The following is a 17,472-nucleotide window of genomic DNA, read 5'->3' on the forward strand; positions in this document are numbered from 1 at the left end:
CGAGTGCATGCAACGGCATCTGCGGCGGCACGAGCTCCTGCCGCGCGTCGGCTGCCCCGAGGGACGTGGCCGGGCTGGTGGCATTCCTGCTCTACGACGATGCTGCGTTCATCACCGGCCAGGTCGTGTGCATCGACGGCGGCATGCTGGCGCATGTGCCGACGTAGGCCGAGCGTGGCAACAGCCGCGCCGCGCGGCCTGCCGGCACACCGCCGAAGTGGCCGCGGCGCCGCGCTGCTGACGGACATGCTGCTCAACCCGCTGGACCGTCGGCACCGGCTGCGGCACGACATCCCGGTCGTGCCCGGCGCTTTCCCCCTGGTCGGGCATCTTCCCGCCATCGTCTGCGACCTGCCGCGCCTGCTGCGGCGCGCGGAAGGGCTGCTGGGCAGCCACTTCTGGCTGGATTTCGGCCCTGCCGGACACCTGATGACCTGCGTGGATCCGGATGCGTTCGCAGTGCTCCGGCACAAGGACGTGTCCTCGGCGCTGCTCGAAGAGATCGCGCCCGAATTGCTTGGCGGAACGTTGGTTACCCAGGACGGCGGCGCGCACCGGCAGGCGCGCGATGCGATCAAGGCGGCGTTCCTGCCCAAGGGCATGACCCAGGCCGGCATCGGCGACCTGTTCCTGCCCGTCATCCGAGCGCGGGTGCAGGCGTGGCGCGACCGCGGCGACGTAACCATCCTGCCCGAAACCGGCGACCTGATGCTCAAGCTCATCTTCAGCCTCATGGGAATCCCCGCGCATGACCTGCCGGAATGGCATCGCAAGTATCGGCAACTGGTGCAGTTGATCGTCGCGCCCCCGGTCGACCTACCCGGACTGCCCTTGCGGCGCGGCCGCGCCGCCCGCGACTGGATCGACGCGCAGTTGTGCCAGTTCGTCCGCGACGTGCGCGCGCATGCCGCGCGCACCGGGTTGATCAACGACATGGTGAGCGCCTTCGATCGCAGCGATGATGCGCTCTCCGATGGCGTCCTGGTCGCCAATATCCGGTTGCTGCTGCTTGCCGGTCACGACACCACTGCCTCGACGATGGCCTGGATGGTGATCGAGCTGGCGCGGCAACCTGTGCTGTGGGACGCCCTGGTCGACGAGGCGCAACGCGTGGGCGCGGTGCCGACCCGGCACGCGGACCTGGCGCAGTGTCCGGTCGCCGAGGCGCTGTTCCGCGAGACCCTGCGCGTGCATCCGGCGACCACGCTCCTGCCGCGTCGCGCGCTGCAGGAATTGCAACTGGGCCAACGGCGCATTCCCGCGGGCACCCATCTGTGCATCCCGCTGCTGCATTTCTCGAGCTCGGCGCTGCTGCACGAGGCGCCTGATCAGTTCCGCCTGGCGCGGTGGCTGCAACGCACGGAGCCGATACAGCCGGTGGACATGCTGCAGTTCGGTACCGGCCCACACGTCTGCATCGGCTACCATTTGGTATGGCTGGAACTAGTGCAGTTCTGCATCGCCTTGGCGCTGACCATGCACAAGGCCGGGGTGCGGCCACGGTTGCTGAGCGGCGTCGAAAAAGGCCGGCGCTATTACCCGACCGCACATCCGTCCATGACAATCCGCATCGGATTCTCATGAGCTCGCATCTCATCCTCGTGCGGCGAGGCAGCGGCGCCGGCGACGCGCGGCATTGCTGCACTCGGCGCGTGCGCTCGGTGCGAGGCCGGCAACACCGCGGCGGCTCGGCGCTCGCCGTGGCCGTGTCAGGTACAAGGAAATGAACAACATGCAGACCGGTTCTACGCTACACGACGACCGAACTGGTGGATCCGCGCTCGGCGGATTGGGCGCGCAGGTGCGCGGCGCATCCGGCAGGCTGCTGCCGGAGATCTGGAGCCAGGACGGCGCAAAGCGGGTCGAACAGGCGCTGGCGCGTCTTCTCTGCGCCGAAGAGGACGGTGAGACCGAGTTGATGGCGGCGATGCGCTACGCCACCTTGAATGGCGGGAAGCGCACCCGCGCCTTGCTCTGTCTGGCTGCCGGCGAACTGGCCGACACGCCGGCGCACATGCTCGACGGCGTCGGCGCCGCCATCGAGATGATGCATGCCTGTACCCTGGTCCACGACGACCTGCCCTCGATGGACGACGACGTGCTTCGCCGCGGCCTTCCGACCGTGCACGTCAAGTACGGCGAAGCCACTGCGATCCTGGTCGGCGATGCGCTGCAGGCGCACGCCTTCCTAACCCTGGCGAGCCTGGATGCGCCGGGCGACAACCGTGTCGCGCTCGTGCGCGAACTGGCGCAGGCGGTGTCCGCCGAGGGTGCCGCAGGCGGGCAGGCCATGGATCTGTCGCTGGTCGGAAAGCACGCCCAGCTCGACACGATCGTGGCGATGCACCGGATGAAGAGCGGAGCGCTAGTGCGCGCGTCCGTTCGCATGGGCGCGCTATGCGCCATCGCGGAGGATGCCGCGCACGCTGCGCTGTACTGTGCGCTCGATCGCTACACCGCCTGTTTCGGCCTGGCGTTACAGGTGATCGACGACATTCTGGACGCGACAGCTGATACCGCGACGCTGGGCAAGACCCCCGGCAAGGACGCGGCGGCGCAGAAGCCGACCTGCGCGTCGATCATGGGGCTGCAGGCAGCGCGCCAGTTCGCGCTGGATTTGTTGCGCGACGCCGGGGAGGCCATCGCCCCACTTGGGCCACGTGCGGAACGCTTGGCGCAGATGCTGCAGCGGGCCAACGCGTATCTCTTCGAGCACGCGCCATGCGCATGAGCGCGCCCGTCCGCATGAAGGCGCGCCTGTGCCGCTGCGACCGGCCGGCGGCAGCGATGCATGCTGCACTGTGTCCGAGTCCGCGGTGGCGATCGCAGCGGGTGCCCAGTACGGCGGCGGCGCGCTGCGCGCAAGCCTATGCGGCGGACCGGCGCCAGCATCGGCGCGTCGCGCCGGAGCAGGGCGACCGTCCGGCGCTGCCCATGCGCAGGCCCGCGACGGGCCTGCGGCGACGTGCGCGGCGTCTGCCCGGACCGTCTGCAGAAGGAACATCCCAAGTGAACGCGCTTTCCGAGCGGATCCTTTCCGAATTGCGCCACCTGCTGAGCGAGATGAGCGACGGCGGCAGCGTCGGCCCGTCCGTCTATGACACGGCGCGAGCTCTACAGTTCCGCGGCAACGTCACCGGTCGGCAGGACGCATACGCGTGGCTCATCGGGCAGCAACAAGCCGATGGCGGATGGGGAAGCGCGGACTTCCCGCTGTTCCGCCATGCGCCCACGTGGGCGGCGTTGCTGGCATTGCAGCGTGCCGATCCTCTTCCCGGCGCTGCCGACGCAGTTCAGGCTGCAACCCGGTTCCTCGAGCGCGAGCCCGATCCCTACGCGCATACGGTGCCGGAAGACGCGCCGATCGGCGCGGAGCTGATCCTGCCGCAGTTGTGCGGCGAGGCCGCATCCTCGCTGGGCGGCGTGGCGTTTCCGCGCCACCCGGCGCTGTTGCCGTTGCGGCGTGCCTGGTCAAGCTGGCGGCGGTGGCGACGTTGCCGAGCGGCCATCCGTTGCTGCACTCCTGGGAAGCCTGGGGGACGTCGCTGACCACCGCATGCCCTGATGACGACGGCAGCATCGGCATCAGTCCGGCGGCCACGGCCGCGTGTCGTGCGCACGCCGTGACACAGGGGAGCACGGCGCAGGTCGGGCGCGCCGATGCGTATCTGCAGGCGGCATCGCGGGCGACGCGCAGCGGCATCGAAGGTGTCGTTCCAAACGTCTGGCCGATCAATGTGTTCGAGCCATGCTGGTCGCTGTACACCTTGCATCTGGCCGGGCTGTTCGCGCATCCCGCGCTCGCCGAGGCGGTGCGCATGATCATCGCGCAGCTCGACGCCCGCCTCGGCGTGCACGGTCTGGGCCCGGCCTTGCACTTCGCGGCCGATGCGGACGACACCGCCGTTGCGCTGTGCGTCCTGCGCCTTGCAGGCCGCGACCCGGCGGTCGATGCGTTACGCCATTTCGAGCTCGGCGAGCTGTTCGTCACCTTCCCCGGCGAGCGCAATGCCTCGGTGTCGACCAACATCCATGCTCTGCGTGCGTTGCGACTGTTGGGAAAGCCCGCCGCCGGCACCAGCGCCTACGTCGAGGCCAATCGCAACCCGCACGGTGTATGGGACAACGAAAAATGGCACGTTTCGTGGCTGTATCCCACCGCGCATGCGGTCGCTGCGCTGGCGCAAGGCAATCCCCACTGGCGCGACGAGCGCGCGCTCGCGGCGCTGCTGCAGGGGCAGCGCGACGACGGCGGCTGGGGCGCCGGTCGCGCGTCCACATTCGAGGAAACCGCCTATGCGCTGTTCGCGTTTTACCTGATGGAGGGGAGCGAAGAGCCGACAGGGTGCCGGCGCATCGCGCAGGCGGTGTCGCGTGCGCTGGATTGGATGCTCGCCCGCTATGCGGCGCATGCATTGCCGCAGACGCCGCTGTGGATCGGCAAGGAACTGTATTGCCCCACCCGCGTCGTGCGCGTGGCCGAACTCGCCGGGTTCTGGCTGGCGCTTCGTTGGGGGCGGCGCGTCGCGGCCGAGGGAGCAGGAGCGGCGCCATGATCCAGACCGAACGCGCGCTGCAGCAGGTGCTGGAGTGGGGGCATTCCCTGACCGGGTTCGCCGACGAGCATGCCGTGGAAGCCGTCAGGGGCGGTCAGTACATCCTGCAGCGCATCCACCCGACCCTGCGCGACACCAGCGCCCGCACTGGCCGCGATCCGCAGGACGAAACGCTGATCGTGGCGTTCTATCGCGAACTGGGGCTGCTGTTCTGGCTCGACGATTGCAACGATCTTGGTCTGATCGCGCCGGAGCAGCTCGCTGCGGTGGAGCAGGCGCTGGGGCAGGGCGTGCCGTGCGCGCTCCCCGGATTTGACGGCTGCGCTGTTCTGCGCGCTTCGCTGGCCGGGCTCGCCTACGATCCTCGCGATTATCCTCAGCTTCTTGACGATACCCGGTGCTACTGCGCGGCGCTGCGCGCAGGACACGCGCAGGCGGCAGGGACGGAACGCTGGTCCTACGCCGAGTACCTGCACAACGGCATCAATTCGATCGCCTACACGAACGTGTGTTGTTGCCTGTCGTTGCTGTGGGGGCTGGACATGGCCACTCTGCGCGCGCGTCCGGCGTTTCGCCGGGTCCTGCGGCTCATCTGCACGATAGGGCGCCTGCAGAACGATCTGCATGGACGCGACAAGGACAAGTCGGCAGGCGAGGCCGACAACACGGCCATCCTGCTGCTGCAGCGCTATCCGGCTATGCCTGCTGTGGAGTTCCTCAACGACGAGCTGGCCGGCCATACGCGCATGCTGCACCGGGTGATGGCGGAAGAACGCTTTCCAGCGCCGTGGGGACGGTTGATCGATGCCATGGCGGCCATCCGCGCGCAGTACTACCAGACCTCGACCAGCCGCTACCGCAGCGACGCTGCGGGGGAGGCCAGCATGTGCCGGCCTGAACGCGCGGGAGGCGGCGGCGTGCGCGCGCTGGCGTCGGTCCGATCCGACGCAACGCCGTCCCCCGATGCGACGGATGGAGCGAGCATGAGCGACACCGCCCTGAGCCGGCGCAAGGACGACCATCTGGAGATCGTGCTGGACCGACGAACGGCGCCGGCCACGGTCGCCGCCGGCTGGGAGTACGTCCGTTTCGAACACTGCGCATTGCCCGAGGTTGGACCTGACGCAGATCGATCTGCGCGCCTCGCTGCTGGGCAAGACCATGCGCGCGCCGCTGCTGATCAGCTCCATAACCGGCGGCATGTCACGAGCCGAAGCCATCAACCGGCATCTGAGCGAGGCAGCGCAAGCTTTGGGGATTGCCATGTGCGTCGGTTCGCAGCGCGTGAGCCTGCAATCCCGCAACTCCCAGGGGCTGACACGCGCGCTGCGCCGCCTAGCCCCAGACATTCCCTTGCTGGCCAATATCGGCGCCGCGCAACTGCGCGAGGCCGACGGCCTGGACCTGGCGCGCCGGGCGGTGGATGCGCTGGAGGCCGATGGACTCGTCGTCCATCTCAGTCCGCCGCAGGAGGCGGTACAGCCGGGGGCCGACCGCGACTGGCGCGGCGTCCTGGCGCAGATCGCTCGCGCCGCGCGCGGCGTCGGCGTGCCGATCGTGGCCAAGGAAGTGGGGTCGGGCCTGTCCGCCTCGGTGGCCTGTGCGCTCGTCGAGGCGGGCGTGGCGGTGATCGATGTCGCCGGCGCCGGCGGCACCAGTTGGGCCGCGGTGGAGGGCGAGCGCGCCCGCGATGCCGCCGACCGTACAGTGGCAATGGCGTTCGCCGATTGGAGGATTCCGACCCCAGCTAGCGTGCAGGCGCTACGACGGGCGCTGCCAACGGTGAAGTTGATCGCGTCTGGCGGGGTCCGCGACGGCGTCGACGTGGCCAAGGCCATTCGCCTGGGCGCGGACATCGCCGGGCAGGCGGCCGGCGTGCTGCGGGCGGCTACGGTATCCACCGAGGCGGTTGTCGCGCATTTCGAGATCGTCATCCGCCAGTTGGCCGTCGCCTGCTTCTGCACCGGCTCGGCTGATCTGGCGGCGTTGCGTCAGGCGCGCTTGTTGCCCTCGGCGCATCTGCCCGCCGGTTGATGCCGGCGTCGCCCGAACTTGCGGCGGGCGCCTAGTCTTACTCAGTCAGAAAGTCGCGGATGCGGGGGATTCGCGGGGTGGCGGATTTGTTGGGGTGCTGCTTCGTGATCAGGGAAGCGCCCCGCCATGCTGGACAGCCGAGAGTGAAGCGGCATTCGACTCATATGTGTCGATGCTTTGATCCGGGTGATCGGCCACGCCGAACGAGCTGAGCCCCTGAACAGGCCGGAACAAGGTGCGCCGGGAGACCGGCAAGGAGTAGATGGTGCAAGTCCATTGCAATGAAGGAGTAGTGATCCAGATTCACCCCGAGTCATGCGAGTCGGTCGTGAGGAGACCGGTAACTTCTCTGGGGTCAAACACGGCTTGTTAGGCTCGAGCAGTCGATCAGCATCGTTTTGAGAACAAAGTGATGGCGGTGGACCGATCGAGGGCCGGAACGAACTTGGCTACACATGCCGGAAGGAGGTCCGCATAGACAAGAGCTGGGAGACGACGGCGACATCGGCTTGTCGATCGGCGGTAGCAAGAAGATCAGCTGCAGAACGCGGTCGTGAATCATGAGGCGGAGACGTATGCCCTTCTTCGCCGGGTTTGCCCGGATTGCCATACGTTCCGACCGGTCAAGGACTACACGACACGCCGGATCCGGACCGTCTTCGACACCGTGAGGTTCGCAATCCGAGGTGGATGCTGTGCCGGGAATGCCATCCAGGGCCGATCGAGAGATACCGGAGCTGATGGAACTGACGGCGCGGCTAGGAAGCATGCTGCGCTACCGGCAGGCGCCGAGGGTGCTGGCCCGATTTCTTGGCCACTGAACCGACTGAGACGCATGCGATCGTGCGCAAGCGTACCATCAGGATCGGCAAGCGGCTCAACGACCACGTCATGCAGGAAACGTGGCGCGCAACGTCCCAAACGGATGACCGATGCCAGCTTGAGATGCGGCTTCCCGGAGATCGGCGCAAAGGGTTCGTCACCAGTACTGAAACGGCGCACGTTCGTAGCGCTGATCAACATTCGGCGCGAAATTTCGAGCTCATCGTGGCCAGATGCAGCCGCGGGGGACGGGGAAAAAGGGGCGGTCGCTATTTCGTCACCAGCAGCACCGATCAGCAAGCAATCGCGATCGTGCTCTTCACTCTCTCCAGGAAGTCGGATATCGCGGCTTTGGGGATGTGACGGTGATCTCGGACCGGGCCGAAATCCTAAACCGGCCCTGCGCCATGCCTTAACCAACGACCCACATGATCGACTGGTTCATATTGCCATGAAGATCCAACCCATGCAGCAGATCGCCGACCACATCGCACGATCCCGATCACGCGCTTTTGAAGCGCTTCCAACCATCGACAGGGACATCAGAGCCGTGCGGTGGCGTCTGTGGCATGGGCGGGTCGGCCGCTCGATCCGCGACCTGGAGCAACTTCTCGGGTCCAAACTCAATTGAGCCAATATGCGACGAGAGCGGCGAGATGAACAGCGGCCAAGAAATTCCGGGCGAGCTTGTCGTATCTGGTGGCGATGCGGCGGAAGTCTTTGAGCCTGCAAAAGCAGCGCTCGATGACATTTCGACCTTTGTAGGCGCGTTTGTTGAAGCGATGAATGAGGACGCGGTTGGATTTGTTGGAGATGACGGGCTTGGCGCCGCGACGAACAATTTCGCCGCGAAGGTTGTCGCCGTCATACTCTTTGTCAGCGAGGAGCGCACTCATGGGTGGCGCGAGCGCCAGGACATCGCGCGCCGCCGCGACATCGGCATCTTGGCCTGGCGTCAGATGCAGGACGACTGGACCTTTGTCGTGCGGCCTCCGCGCGAGCGGCCGATTGCTTGCGCCCCCTTTTCCGCCGGAGCCACACCGTGAGCTTTAATCGAGGTCGAATCGATCGACAGCACAACCCTGTCTTCGCCAGGCTTGGCCAACGCTGCGAACCTTGCCCATCATCGCCCGCGCTTGACCCCGCGATTGAAGCGATTGCAGATGGTCGTGTAAGGGCCGTATTCACGCCGGCAGTCGCCCCATCGCGCACCCGACTGCAGCATGTGAATGATCCCGCTGATAATGCGCCGGTCGCCGTCCCGATCCGGCCCGTTAGTCCCGTCGCCAGATGAGGCTCGATAGGCCCCGATTGCCGATCATTCAGCCAAAACAAACCCCTGCCCATTCTCTCGTCCCGAATCAAAAACTCGCAGGAGAGGGAATCACGTGGCGCTGTTTGGGTGCAGTCCCTGGGACAGCTTCGGTTGCGGCATTCTGCATAGCTTCGCTTCGTTCTCACAACATTGAGGACGTGCGGCCAAGTCTGCTCAGCTGTCGCTTGGCCTGGCTCGATCGACCGGCACCCCGCCGTCGCATTTTGAGGCTCTGCGGAGGTGCATTTACGAGGCATACCGCTTGACGCTGGCTTGCTGCGTTCTCTCGAACGATGCAAGCTGCGCGTTACTCAATCCCCGGGTCGGTTTCTATCGTCCATGGGCGCAGCTCGTCCACAACTGTCGGCTGACGAGCATCGACGCGCGGCATCTCTGCGCCACGCAGGCTGGCAAAGGCGCTCGAGCACGGCGCCAAAGCCGATCCATACATCGTCGATCCGCCCTCTGAAATGTGACCGCGATCATCAACCGATGAGCATTGGATTGTCCGGATCCCCCCATGGATGCAGTCAGGTGGACGGTCGTGGCCAGCCGCCCCTCAGTGCAATTGACGACAGTGCTCTTGGCCGACACACGACTAGCAGATTGGGCATGTGATCTCCCGAAAGGTAGGGCGGTAGTCCATCACCAGGGTTTGTCAGAGCCAGTCCCGGCGAAGAGGGCGCAATGAGTGTCTCTGCGGCATACTCGTTGAGCTGGCGAGAGAAAGGTCTGAGGCAATGCCTCAGACGGGGCGGTTTTCGCTTCTGCTTTTCACAGGCTCCATTTTGGCCAGGCCGTCGTCGTATGAAATTTCCGTGTATGATCCACCGACGTCCTTGGCCGCGTCAAGCAGGTAGTCGAGCCTACCGGCCGTACCGAGCTTCTTGATGTCATTCTTGTCAACGCCGGCGAGGTCCATCATCTCCTTCCACACAGTTGATTCGTCGCAAGGCAGAATGCGGAAGGTGATGTCGCCTATCTTGGTGCGGTACTTCGCGAGCAGATCAATGTTGTTGCAGAAAATGAAATAGCTGCCTTTGGGGCTCAGCCTGCCATCCAGAACCTTTGCAGCCTGAGGTAGATACGCGAACGAATGCAGATATCCGGCAAGGACTGGGATCGTCGGTTCGCCTTCCTGCGCGATTGCAAGAACTTGTTCAATGGAATAGTCCGGAGGTCGTTTTTCGTCGGCGAGCTGGGCTTGGAACTTCAGCGCGATGTCACCCCGAAATCCAAATCGCCCCGACTTCGTTGTCTCGGTCTTAAGCACCGCATTCAGCAATCGCCCCTCCTTGTCCAACTGGCCAAGAGCGGTGTTGTCGATCGACGTCATGGAAGGCTCCTCATCAATCTGTCGTGTACATGCATGCCCAATGCGGCGTGCCCGCTAACGTTATGCAAGTTGCTTGCCGTGCGCCTATGTCTGTAGCGACGCACAGCGTAAGCGGCTGCTCGCGCCTGCATGAATACGTGCTGGCACCATCACGAGGTCTCGGCCGGATGAGGTCGGGACGCCGGAAAACCGCCTGTCTCAAACCCGACAGGTCGCAAATCGTACGGTTGCCGCCTGCAAAAGCAATTGATTTCAGCTGCATCCGGACTGGCATGGAATTTGCGAATTGTGCCTCGCGACAGAAACTGAGAGCGAGCCAGAAATGATCAACCTAACGGATAGCGCCATCAACGCACTGAAGGCGGCAATCTCCTCGACAGCCCAGCCGGCAGGTGGTTTGCGGGTCATGGTCGAAGGCGGCGGTTGCCAAGGGTTCACATACAAAATGGGTCTTGCTCATGAGCCGGTCTCCGAGGAGCCCGTGTTCGAGCAAGACGGGATCAAAGTCTTCGTCGACACGGCGAGCCGGGCGCATCTCAACGGCACCACGATCGATTTCGTGGTGTCGCTCGAAGGATCAGGGTTCCGCTTCGATAACCCAAATGCCAAATCGAGCTGCTCCTGCGGCAAATCGTTCAGCTGAGCCGCCTTCGGACCGTTCGCAATTGGAGGAGCATCGAACATGGGCCTGAAGGCTGAACGAACGAAGCAGTCTTCGAGTGCAGAGGCTTCCGATCGCGAGCGGATTGTCCGCGCCGTGCTCGATGAGATTCGGCCAAGCCTCAGGCGTGATCGTGGGGATTGTGAGCTCGTCGAAATCGAAGGCAACAAGATCATGGTCAGGCTCACCGGCGCCGGCATGTTATGCAAGCTTGCGGGAAGGACGCTCGCGGCCATTCAGGCGCGCCTGATCGAGCGGCTCGGCGAGTTCGTCCGCCTGATCCCGCTCCCCGGAGCTGCCAAAGTGGGGCCTTAAGTGCAGAGCGGACAGTCCGTGCGGCCGATCTACCTGGATAACAACGCGACGACCCGTGCACATCCTTTGGTGGTCGCGGCAATGCTGCCGTTCTTCTCTGGGCAATTCGGCAATGCGTCGTCCGGGCATGCATTCGGCATTGAGGTTGCGCCCGCATTGAACCAAGCGCGCCGGAAGCTGCAGGCCCTCGTTGGCGCGGCATTCGATCACGAGATCGTCTTCACCTCGGGGGCGACTGAATCCGACAACACCGCGATCCTGTCCGCGCTCGCCGTGCAGGAGGGACGAGACGAGATCGTCACTACGGCCGTTGAGCATCCAGCCGTGCTGTCCCTTGCCGAGGAGCTGGGCGGACGAGGAATCAAGACCCATGTCATTCCGGTCGATGCAAGCGGCCGATTGAACATCGAGGCTTATCGCAACGCATTGTCGAGGCGCACGTCAATCGCCTCGGTCATGTGGGCCAATAATGAGACCGGGACGATCTTTCCGGTGAAATCCCTCGCCAAGATGGCGCGCTCAGTCGGCGCGCTCTTTCACACCGATGCAGTCCAGGCGGTCGGGCGGATTCCGATTGACCTGAAGACTACGGACATCGACATGCTGTCGCTCTCCGGCCATAAGCTTTATGGCCCGAAGGGGATCGGCGCGTTGTATGTGCGCAAGGGCATCAAATTCCGACCGCTGATCTTCGGCGGCGCACAGGAGCGGCATCGCCGCGCTGGCACCCAAAACGTTCCGGGCATTATTGGGCTCGGCAAGGCGGCGGAACTCGCTGCGGCAAGCCTCATAGAAGAGCAGATGCAGATTGGCGTGCTTCGCGACCGGCTGGAGCAGGGCATTCTCGCTCTCGGCTGTTGCATCGTGCTTGGTGATATCAAGAACCGCTTGCCAAATACGTCCAACATCGCATTCGAACATCTCGAAGCAGAGGCCATCGTCGACCACCTGAACCGCAACGGAATTGCCGTCTCGGTCGGTTCAGCCTGCGCGTCCGGCTCGATGGAGCCGTCCCATGTCCTGCGCGCGATGAGAGTACCACCGGCCTTTTTGCGCGGTGCGGTTCGCTTCTCGCTGTCGCGCGAGACGGCGCCGGATGAGATCGATCGTGTCCTGCAAGTCCTGGCGGACATCAATGCCAAACAGAGAGCCTTGTGGCGTGCGTGTCAGGAGCGCGCGGGCGAGAGCTCACAACTTGCGGAGCTCCTATGAAGGTCATGATTCGCCGTTCGCCCGAGACGGGGCTTTCGATTTATGTGCCCAAGAAGGATCTTGAGGAGTCGATTGTCGAATGTGAGCACGAGACGCTGTGGGGTGGTTGGATTAGAATCGCGAACGGGTGGGTGCTCGACCTACCCGCGATGGGGAGTGACACTATCCTTCCAATTACTATCAATGCCAGGAAGCGCGGCGGCGAAGCAACCGAATGATGAATGCTGCGACTCCACAGAACCTCGCCAAACCAGCGGATGCGGAAGCTGTTCTTGGCGCAGCGGTCCGGCCTTTGCGAGGAAGGCCACATCATTCCCTGGCTTTGGCTTGACTTGATCGAAGGTTCAGCTCCGGAAGCGGTCGAAGCGTTCTTGGGAACCAAAATGGCGCCCACGCATGGTGCCAAACGCAATACTCGGCCTAGGCCAGCACTGTTGGGCCAGCGAGATGGCGTTGACGGGGAGGCCTCGCGAGGGCCCATTGTGCTGACATCGCCAGCCCGGTCGTTGCATTCCGCACATCTTCACAGCGTCAGGCGAATTACTGCAACTCCGCAAGAGTCAGTTTCGAGAGGGTTGAATCTCGCGCCGGGCGAAGTCGTAGCTTGCAAATCGTGATGCAACGGTTCGCCATGAAAATCCTTGAAACAGTCAAACTGCGCGAAGACTAAGGTTGTAAATGGCGCATGGTCAGACAAGGAGCGTCGACGACTCGCGAACTGGAAGGCCAACGTCCTCCGCTCCTGACGATGATCCCTATCTGTGGTTGGAACAAATCGAAGGCGCGCGGGCGCTGAACTTCGTCGAGCGGCAGAATAGCAGAACCCTGGAGGTGTTTGGCGGACCCGCAGCCGAACGAGACAGAGATGCGCTGACAGCGATTTACGACCGACCTGACAGTATCCCCTATGTCAGCCGGCGCGGCGAGTATCTCTACAATCTGTGGAGGAACGCCAATAATCCACGCGGCCTCTGGCGGCGGACCACTCTGGAAGAGTATCGCAGGCTGAAGCCGTCGTGGGCCATCCTGCTCGACCTCGATCAACTTGCCGTCAGCGAAGGCAAAGACTGGCTTCTGAACGCCACGGCCGCACCGCCTGGAAATCACTCGCGATGGATCTTGAGTCTATCGCGCGGCGGAAGCGATCCCGTCACTTTGCCTGAATTCGACTCAGACACGAAGCTCTTCATCCACGATGGCTTTGTCTTGCCGGAAGCCAAAGGCAGCGGCGTATGGCTCGATTTCGATACGCTGGTCTTGTTAAGCTCCCATGGCGACGGCATGGCCGCGACCACCGGCTATGCGCGCACGGTGAGGCTGTGGCGGCGTGGTACGCATGTTGACAAAGCGGCAGTGATCTTTGAGACGAAGGCCGCTCATGTGTCAGTCGGTTGCAGTGTTGACGACACTGTCGTGCCGCCCAGGATCTGGTTCCTCGATGCGACAGACGTCTCCAATTGCGTGGTCTGGCTCGGCGATGAAACGGGCGCCAAGACGATACACGATTTGCCAAGTAACATCTGGATACGGTCGCATCGCAACTGGCTTGCCCTGAAGCCGCGCGAATCCTGGTCTGTGGCAGGGCAGACCTATGCCGCGGATACGGTGCTCGTCATCGCGCTGCGGGCATTTCTGGCGGGCAGCCGCCAGTTCGAGATTCTCTTCGAGCCGGGCCCGCGCCGTGCGCTGCAGAGCTTCTTTTGGAGTGCGGGCAAGCTTGTGCTTTGTATTCTCGCCGAACTCCACCCAGTCTTCGAGATCTGCACGCCATCCGATCATCGCTGGAACCGCGAGCAATTGGGCGGGCTTCCTGATCTTGGCGTCGTCGACATCTGGTCCTTCGATCGCGATCCGTCCGAGAGCAATGGCGATTTGCTGGCTCACGTCGAGGATCCGCTCACCCCGCCGTGCCTCATCCTGCGGGAGCGGGGCGTTGGCAGTCCCGCCGTGCTGAAGCAGGCGCCGAAGACGTTTGCCACGGAGCACTGCGGGGTCACGCGGCACGAGGCCATCTCGATGACGGTGAGCGAATTCCCTACCTACAGACCGGCCCGGTCAGACAGACCGGCAACACGCCAGTCCATCTGAGCGGATATGGCGGGTTTGGAATCTCCGTGAAACCGTATTACGATTCCGCGCTGCGTAAGCTTTGGCTTGACTGCGGCGGCACCACGGTTCAGGCAAATTTGCGCGGCGGCGGTGAGTTCGGCACGCGCTGGCACGACGCCGGCCGGCTGGCCGGCAAGAGATTGTCGCATGACGATTTTGCAGCCGTCGCCGCCGATCTCGTTAAGCGCGGCGTGACACAGGCCAAGCGGATCGGGGCCGAGAGTGGATCGAACGGTGGCATCCTCATTACCAACATGCTAGCGCGATATCCTGGGCTCTTTGGCGCATTGTTCTTCACCGTCCCGCTGATCGACATGCGCCGCTACACCAAACTGCTCGCCGGGGCGAACTGGCTCGCCGAATATGGCGATTCCGACAACGCTGAGGATTGGGAGTGGCTGAAGACCTATTCTGCCTATCATCCCGCAAGACCCGGGCAGTCCTATCGACCGATCCTGATGGCGACCAGACGGCGCGACGATCGCGTCCATCCCGGACATGCGCGCAAAATGGCAGCGAAGCTGCAGGCGATGGGCTATGAGGCTTATTTCTACGAGCATGCCGCCGGTGGCAACGGCTATGGCAAGGACAACAGGGAGCACGCCGGCTTGTTGGCGCTGGGCCTGCGTTTCCTGAAGAGCAGGATCGGCTGGCTGGATACCGAGGACGTCAGCGTCGCAGGTAGTTGTTGGACGGCAGTTCGTGCGATGTCGACCGCGACGGCTGCAGCTTTACGAATCTGAGGCGTGCACACCCGTACGACCTATTCGAGATGCCTGCCAACATTTGGACGCACGGTCCAATTCGTCGCCGTCGGGACCCTGGCCACGAGGCGTTTCTCTTCACCTGCCCGACAATGCGTCCAGAGTGTCAGGAAGGGGCCCGCGTGATCTTCACGACATAGGTCGGTAACGGGGGCTGGTTCTTGTCTGCATCTAGCAAGGATCGCCGGTTCAAGTTGTCCTTCAAAGCGTCCGAAACGTCTTTGGCGGATTGTGCTTTGCATACGCGTCACATTTCGGCGACAAGATCAACTTTCAACAAACAGCCGCTATGCTCTTTTCCCAAGGGCATAGATGAACCCGCGTACCCGCCATCATAATAGCGCTGCCGGCGCTCTTGTGATCGCAATTCTGTCAGCTTTCCAACATGAGTTGATAAAACTGACATTCGAGCAGGCGGTACCTAACCGCTTGAAGCGGACTGCAAAAATACGTTTGTTGCAGGTATGGCACGCCAGTTGCTCTTGGCTTTTCAGAAACGACTCTGGGGATGCGTGCTGGAAAGATTCGGCTTGCGAGGAGAATTGGAAGAATGGGTACTTCAGCGCAATACCAGGTATCCTGTGGCGGCGGCGAGATCAGCGAGACCATGCAAGTCATGACTAAGCAGAACAGCTGCGGCACGGTCGGTGGCAGCGGCGAGGGCAGGTGCGGATCTCAGGCCGGCATCGGCAATGTGCGGAAGGAGGTCTGGGAAAAGGTGAAGAACCATCCCTGCTACAGCGAGGAGGCGCACCACCATTATGCCCGGATGCATGTCGCCGTCGCACCGGCCTGCAATATCCAGTGCAATTACTGCAATCGTAAATACGATTGCGCTAACGAATCGCGCCCCGGCGTTGTCAGCGAGAAGTTGACGCCGGAGCAGGCCGCCAAGAAGGTTCTGGCGGTCGCTTCCGCCATCCCTCAGATGAGCGTGGTCGGCGTTGCTGGCCCTGGCGACCCCTTGGCGAATCCGGACAAGACATTCAAGACGTTCGAGCTCGTCAATAAACGTGCGCCAGATATCAAGCTGTGCCTCTCGACGAACGGTTTGGCGCTAGCTGATCATGTCGACACGATTGCAAGACTTAAGGTCGATCACGTGACGATCACGATCAACATGATCGATCCCGATATTGGCGCAAAGATCTATCCCTGGATCTTTTACCGCCACAAGCGCTACACCGGCATTGAAGCTGCAAGCATCCTCAGCAATCGGCAGCTCCAGGGCCTGGAGATGCTCACCGCGCGCGGCGTCCTGTGCAAAGTCAACTCGGTGATGATTCCCGGGATTAACGATCAGCATCTGGTTGAGGTTAACAAAGCCGTGAAGTCCCGCGGCGCCTTCCTGCATAACGTGATGCCGCTGATTTCGTCACCCGAGCACGGCACCGTGTTCGGTCTCAGCGGGCAACGCGCCCCGACGGCACAGGAAGTGACAGCATTACAGGATAGCTGCGAAAGCGAGATGAACATGATGCGTCACTGTCGCCAGTGCCGCGCCGACGCCGTCGGACTGCTCGGGGAGGACCGCGGCGCCGAGTTCACCATTGAAAAGATCATGGCCATGGACATCAAATATGATGAACGGGCCCGAAAGGAGTATCAGGCCAAAGTCGAGAAGGCGCGCATTGCAAAGCTTGCGGCCAAGCAGGAGCAGCTTGTTGGGCTCGCCAGCGCGTCGAGCGAAATCAAGGTGCTGGTGGCGGTTGCAACCAAGGGCTCGGGCTTGATCAACCAGCACTTCGGTCATGCCAAGGAGTTCCAGATCTACGAGCTCTCAACTTCGGGAGCAAAATTCGTCGGCCATCGTCCTATTCATTCCTATTGCCAGGGCGGCCATGGCGAGGACAGCAAGCTCGAACTGGCCATCGATGCCATCAACGACTGCCATGCCGTGTTCGTGTCAAAGATCGGCGGCTGCCCGAAGGCCGAATTGATCAAGGCCGGAATCGAACCGGTCGATCAGTACGCCTGCGAGTTCATTGATGGCTCGGCGATCGCCTGGTTCAAACTCTATCTCGATAAAGTCAACGAGGGGAAGATTAAGCACGTTGAGCGGGTCGATCCGACGGCCCGCCGCAATGCGCTGATTTCTGCCGCCTGAGGATGGGTTCAGACAATGCCGTTCAAGATCATCGCCTCGCAATGCACGGGCTGTTCGGCGTGCGAAACGCAGTGCCCGAGCGTCGCTATTTCCGAGCGAGCCGGCGTTTTCCTGATCGATCCTGAGAAATGCACCGAGTGCGCCGCTTACTTTGATGAGCCGCAATGCGTGGCGATTTGCCCAGTTGACAGTACATGCGTGCTCGATCCGGCGCTGCCGCGTCACCAGGCTGCTTGAGGGC

At 63.0% G+C, this 17,472-nt stretch carries 12 protein-coding genes and 5 pseudogenes; 15 read left to right on the top strand and 2 right to left on the bottom strand.

What is annotated here, in order from left to right:
- Nucleotides 1-65 precede the first annotated feature (65 nt).
- From IVB19_RS40925 to IVB19_RS38175, 8 genes and pseudogenes are all read left to right on the top strand, one after another.
- Nucleotides 66-167, top strand: coding sequence for a hypothetical protein (locus IVB19_RS40925; RefSeq protein ID WP_524536797.1), 102 nt, complete (start codon nucleotides 66-68; stop codon nucleotides 165-167).
- 79 nt (nucleotides 168-246) lie between these two features.
- Nucleotides 247-1,584, top strand: coding sequence for a cytochrome P450 (locus IVB19_RS38145; RefSeq protein WP_247822289.1), 1,338 nt, complete (start codon nucleotides 247-249; stop codon nucleotides 1,582-1,584).
- A 148-nt stretch (nucleotides 1,585-1,732) separates the two neighbouring features.
- On the top strand, nucleotides 1,733-2,731 hold the full coding sequence (locus tag IVB19_RS38150; RefSeq protein ID WP_247822290.1) for a polyprenyl synthetase family protein: 999 nt from the start codon (nucleotides 1,733-1,735) through the stop codon (nucleotides 2,729-2,731).
- Nucleotides 2,732-3,009: 278 nt separating this feature from the next.
- A pseudogene (locus tag IVB19_RS38155) lies at nucleotides 3,010-4,556 on the top strand (hypothetical protein).
- Nucleotides 4,553-5,454, top strand: a pseudogene (locus tag IVB19_RS38160) (terpene synthase family protein). The pseudogenes IVB19_RS38155 and IVB19_RS38160 overlap by 4 nt, the downstream one beginning before the upstream one ends.
- A gap of 85 nt (nucleotides 5,455-5,539) precedes the next feature.
- A pseudogene (gene fni / locus IVB19_RS38165) lies at nucleotides 5,540-6,590 on the top strand (type 2 isopentenyl-diphosphate Delta-isomerase).
- Between the two features lie 843 nt (nucleotides 6,591-7,433).
- Nucleotides 7,434-7,775, top strand: a complete 342-nt coding sequence (locus IVB19_RS38170) for a hypothetical protein (RefSeq protein WP_247822244.1) — start codon at nucleotides 7,434-7,436, stop codon at nucleotides 7,773-7,775.
- Between the two features lie 103 nt (nucleotides 7,776-7,878).
- Complete coding sequence (locus IVB19_RS38175) at nucleotides 7,879-8,043, top strand: hypothetical protein (RefSeq protein ID WP_247822245.1); 165 nt, start codon at nucleotides 7,879-7,881, stop codon at nucleotides 8,041-8,043.
- On the opposite strand, the pseudogene IVB19_RS38180 reads toward IVB19_RS38175, so the two are convergent.
- Nucleotides 8,036-8,759 (bottom strand): annotated as a pseudogene (locus tag IVB19_RS38180) (IS5 family transposase). The gene IVB19_RS38175 and the pseudogene IVB19_RS38180 overlap by 8 nt on opposite strands.
- Nucleotides 8,760-9,472: 713 nt before the next feature.
- Nucleotides 9,473-10,063: a hypothetical protein gene (locus IVB19_RS38185; protein ID WP_247822246.1), complete on the bottom strand. Its 591-nt coding sequence runs from the start codon at nucleotides 10,061-10,063 to the stop codon at nucleotides 9,473-9,475.
- Nucleotides 10,064-10,385: 322 nt separating this feature from the next.
- Between IVB19_RS38185 and IVB19_RS38190 the strand changes: the two genes are divergently transcribed.
- From IVB19_RS38190 to IVB19_RS38220, 7 genes and pseudogenes are all read left to right on the top strand, one after another.
- Entirely contained in the window at nucleotides 10,386-10,706 is a 321-nt protein-coding gene (locus IVB19_RS38190) for an iron-sulfur cluster assembly accessory protein (RefSeq protein ID WP_247822291.1), read from the top strand.
- A gap of 39 nt (nucleotides 10,707-10,745) precedes the next feature.
- Complete coding sequence (locus tag IVB19_RS38195; RefSeq protein WP_247822247.1) at nucleotides 10,746-11,039, top strand: NifU family protein; 294 nt, start codon at nucleotides 10,746-10,748, stop codon at nucleotides 11,037-11,039.
- 18 nt (nucleotides 11,040-11,057) lie between these two features.
- Entirely contained in the window at nucleotides 11,058-12,251 is a 1,194-nt protein-coding gene (nifS, locus tag IVB19_RS38200) for a cysteine desulfurase NifS (RefSeq protein ID WP_247822248.1), read from the top strand.
- Complete coding sequence (gene nifT / locus IVB19_RS38205; RefSeq protein WP_247822249.1) at nucleotides 12,248-12,469, top strand: putative nitrogen fixation protein NifT; 222 nt, start codon at nucleotides 12,248-12,250, stop codon at nucleotides 12,467-12,469. Before nifS ends, nifT begins: the two co-directional genes overlap by 4 nt.
- 460 nt (nucleotides 12,470-12,929) lie before the next feature.
- Nucleotides 12,930-15,025, top strand: a pseudogene (locus IVB19_RS38210) (prolyl oligopeptidase family serine peptidase); the annotation flags it as partial.
- A 706-nt stretch (nucleotides 15,026-15,731) separates the two neighbouring features.
- A complete protein-coding gene (gene nifB, locus IVB19_RS38215; RefSeq protein ID WP_524536798.1) occupies nucleotides 15,732-17,231 on the top strand; it encodes a nitrogenase cofactor biosynthesis protein NifB in 1,500 nt (499 codons plus the stop codon).
- Between the two features lie 15 nt (nucleotides 17,232-17,246).
- Nucleotides 17,247-17,468 (top strand): 4Fe-4S binding protein, encoded by a 222-nt coding sequence (locus tag IVB19_RS38220; RefSeq protein ID WP_247822251.1) that lies wholly within the window; start codon nucleotides 17,247-17,249, stop codon nucleotides 17,466-17,468.
- Nucleotides 17,469-17,472: the final 4 nt, after the last annotated feature.

The organism is Bradyrhizobium sp. 187, assembly GCF_023101005.1.
Taxonomy (GTDB): domain Bacteria; phylum Pseudomonadota; class Alphaproteobacteria; order Rhizobiales; family Xanthobacteraceae; genus Bradyrhizobium; species Bradyrhizobium canariense_D.

Excerpts from the sequence above, each read along its gene's own strand:
- IVB19_RS38145 (WP_247822289.1), top strand. The coding sequence starts at position 247 with ATGCTGCTCAACCCGCTGGACCGTCGGCACCGGCTGCGGCACGACATC.
- IVB19_RS38150 (WP_247822290.1), top strand. The coding sequence starts at position 1,733 with ATGCAGACCGGTTCTACGCTACACGACGACCGAACTGGTGGATCCGCG.
- IVB19_RS38175 (WP_247822245.1), top strand. The coding sequence starts at position 7,879 with ATGCAGCAGATCGCCGACCACATCGCACGATCCCGATCACGCGCTTTT.
- IVB19_RS38185 (WP_247822246.1), bottom strand. The coding sequence starts at position 10,063 with ATGACGTCGATCGACAACACCGCTCTTGGCCAGTTGGACAAGGAGGGG.
- IVB19_RS38190 (WP_247822291.1), top strand. The coding sequence starts at position 10,386 with ATGATCAACCTAACGGATAGCGCCATCAACGCACTGAAGGCGGCAATC.
- IVB19_RS38195 (WP_247822247.1), top strand. The coding sequence starts at position 10,746 with ATGGGCCTGAAGGCTGAACGAACGAAGCAGTCTTCGAGTGCAGAGGCT.
- nifT (WP_247822249.1), top strand. The coding sequence starts at position 12,248 with ATGAAGGTCATGATTCGCCGTTCGCCCGAGACGGGGCTTTCGATTTAT.
- nifB (WP_524536798.1), top strand. The coding sequence starts at position 15,732 with ATGCAAGTCATGACTAAGCAGAACAGCTGCGGCACGGTCGGTGGCAGC.
- IVB19_RS38220 (WP_247822251.1), top strand. The coding sequence starts at position 17,247 with ATGCCGTTCAAGATCATCGCCTCGCAATGCACGGGCTGTTCGGCGTGC.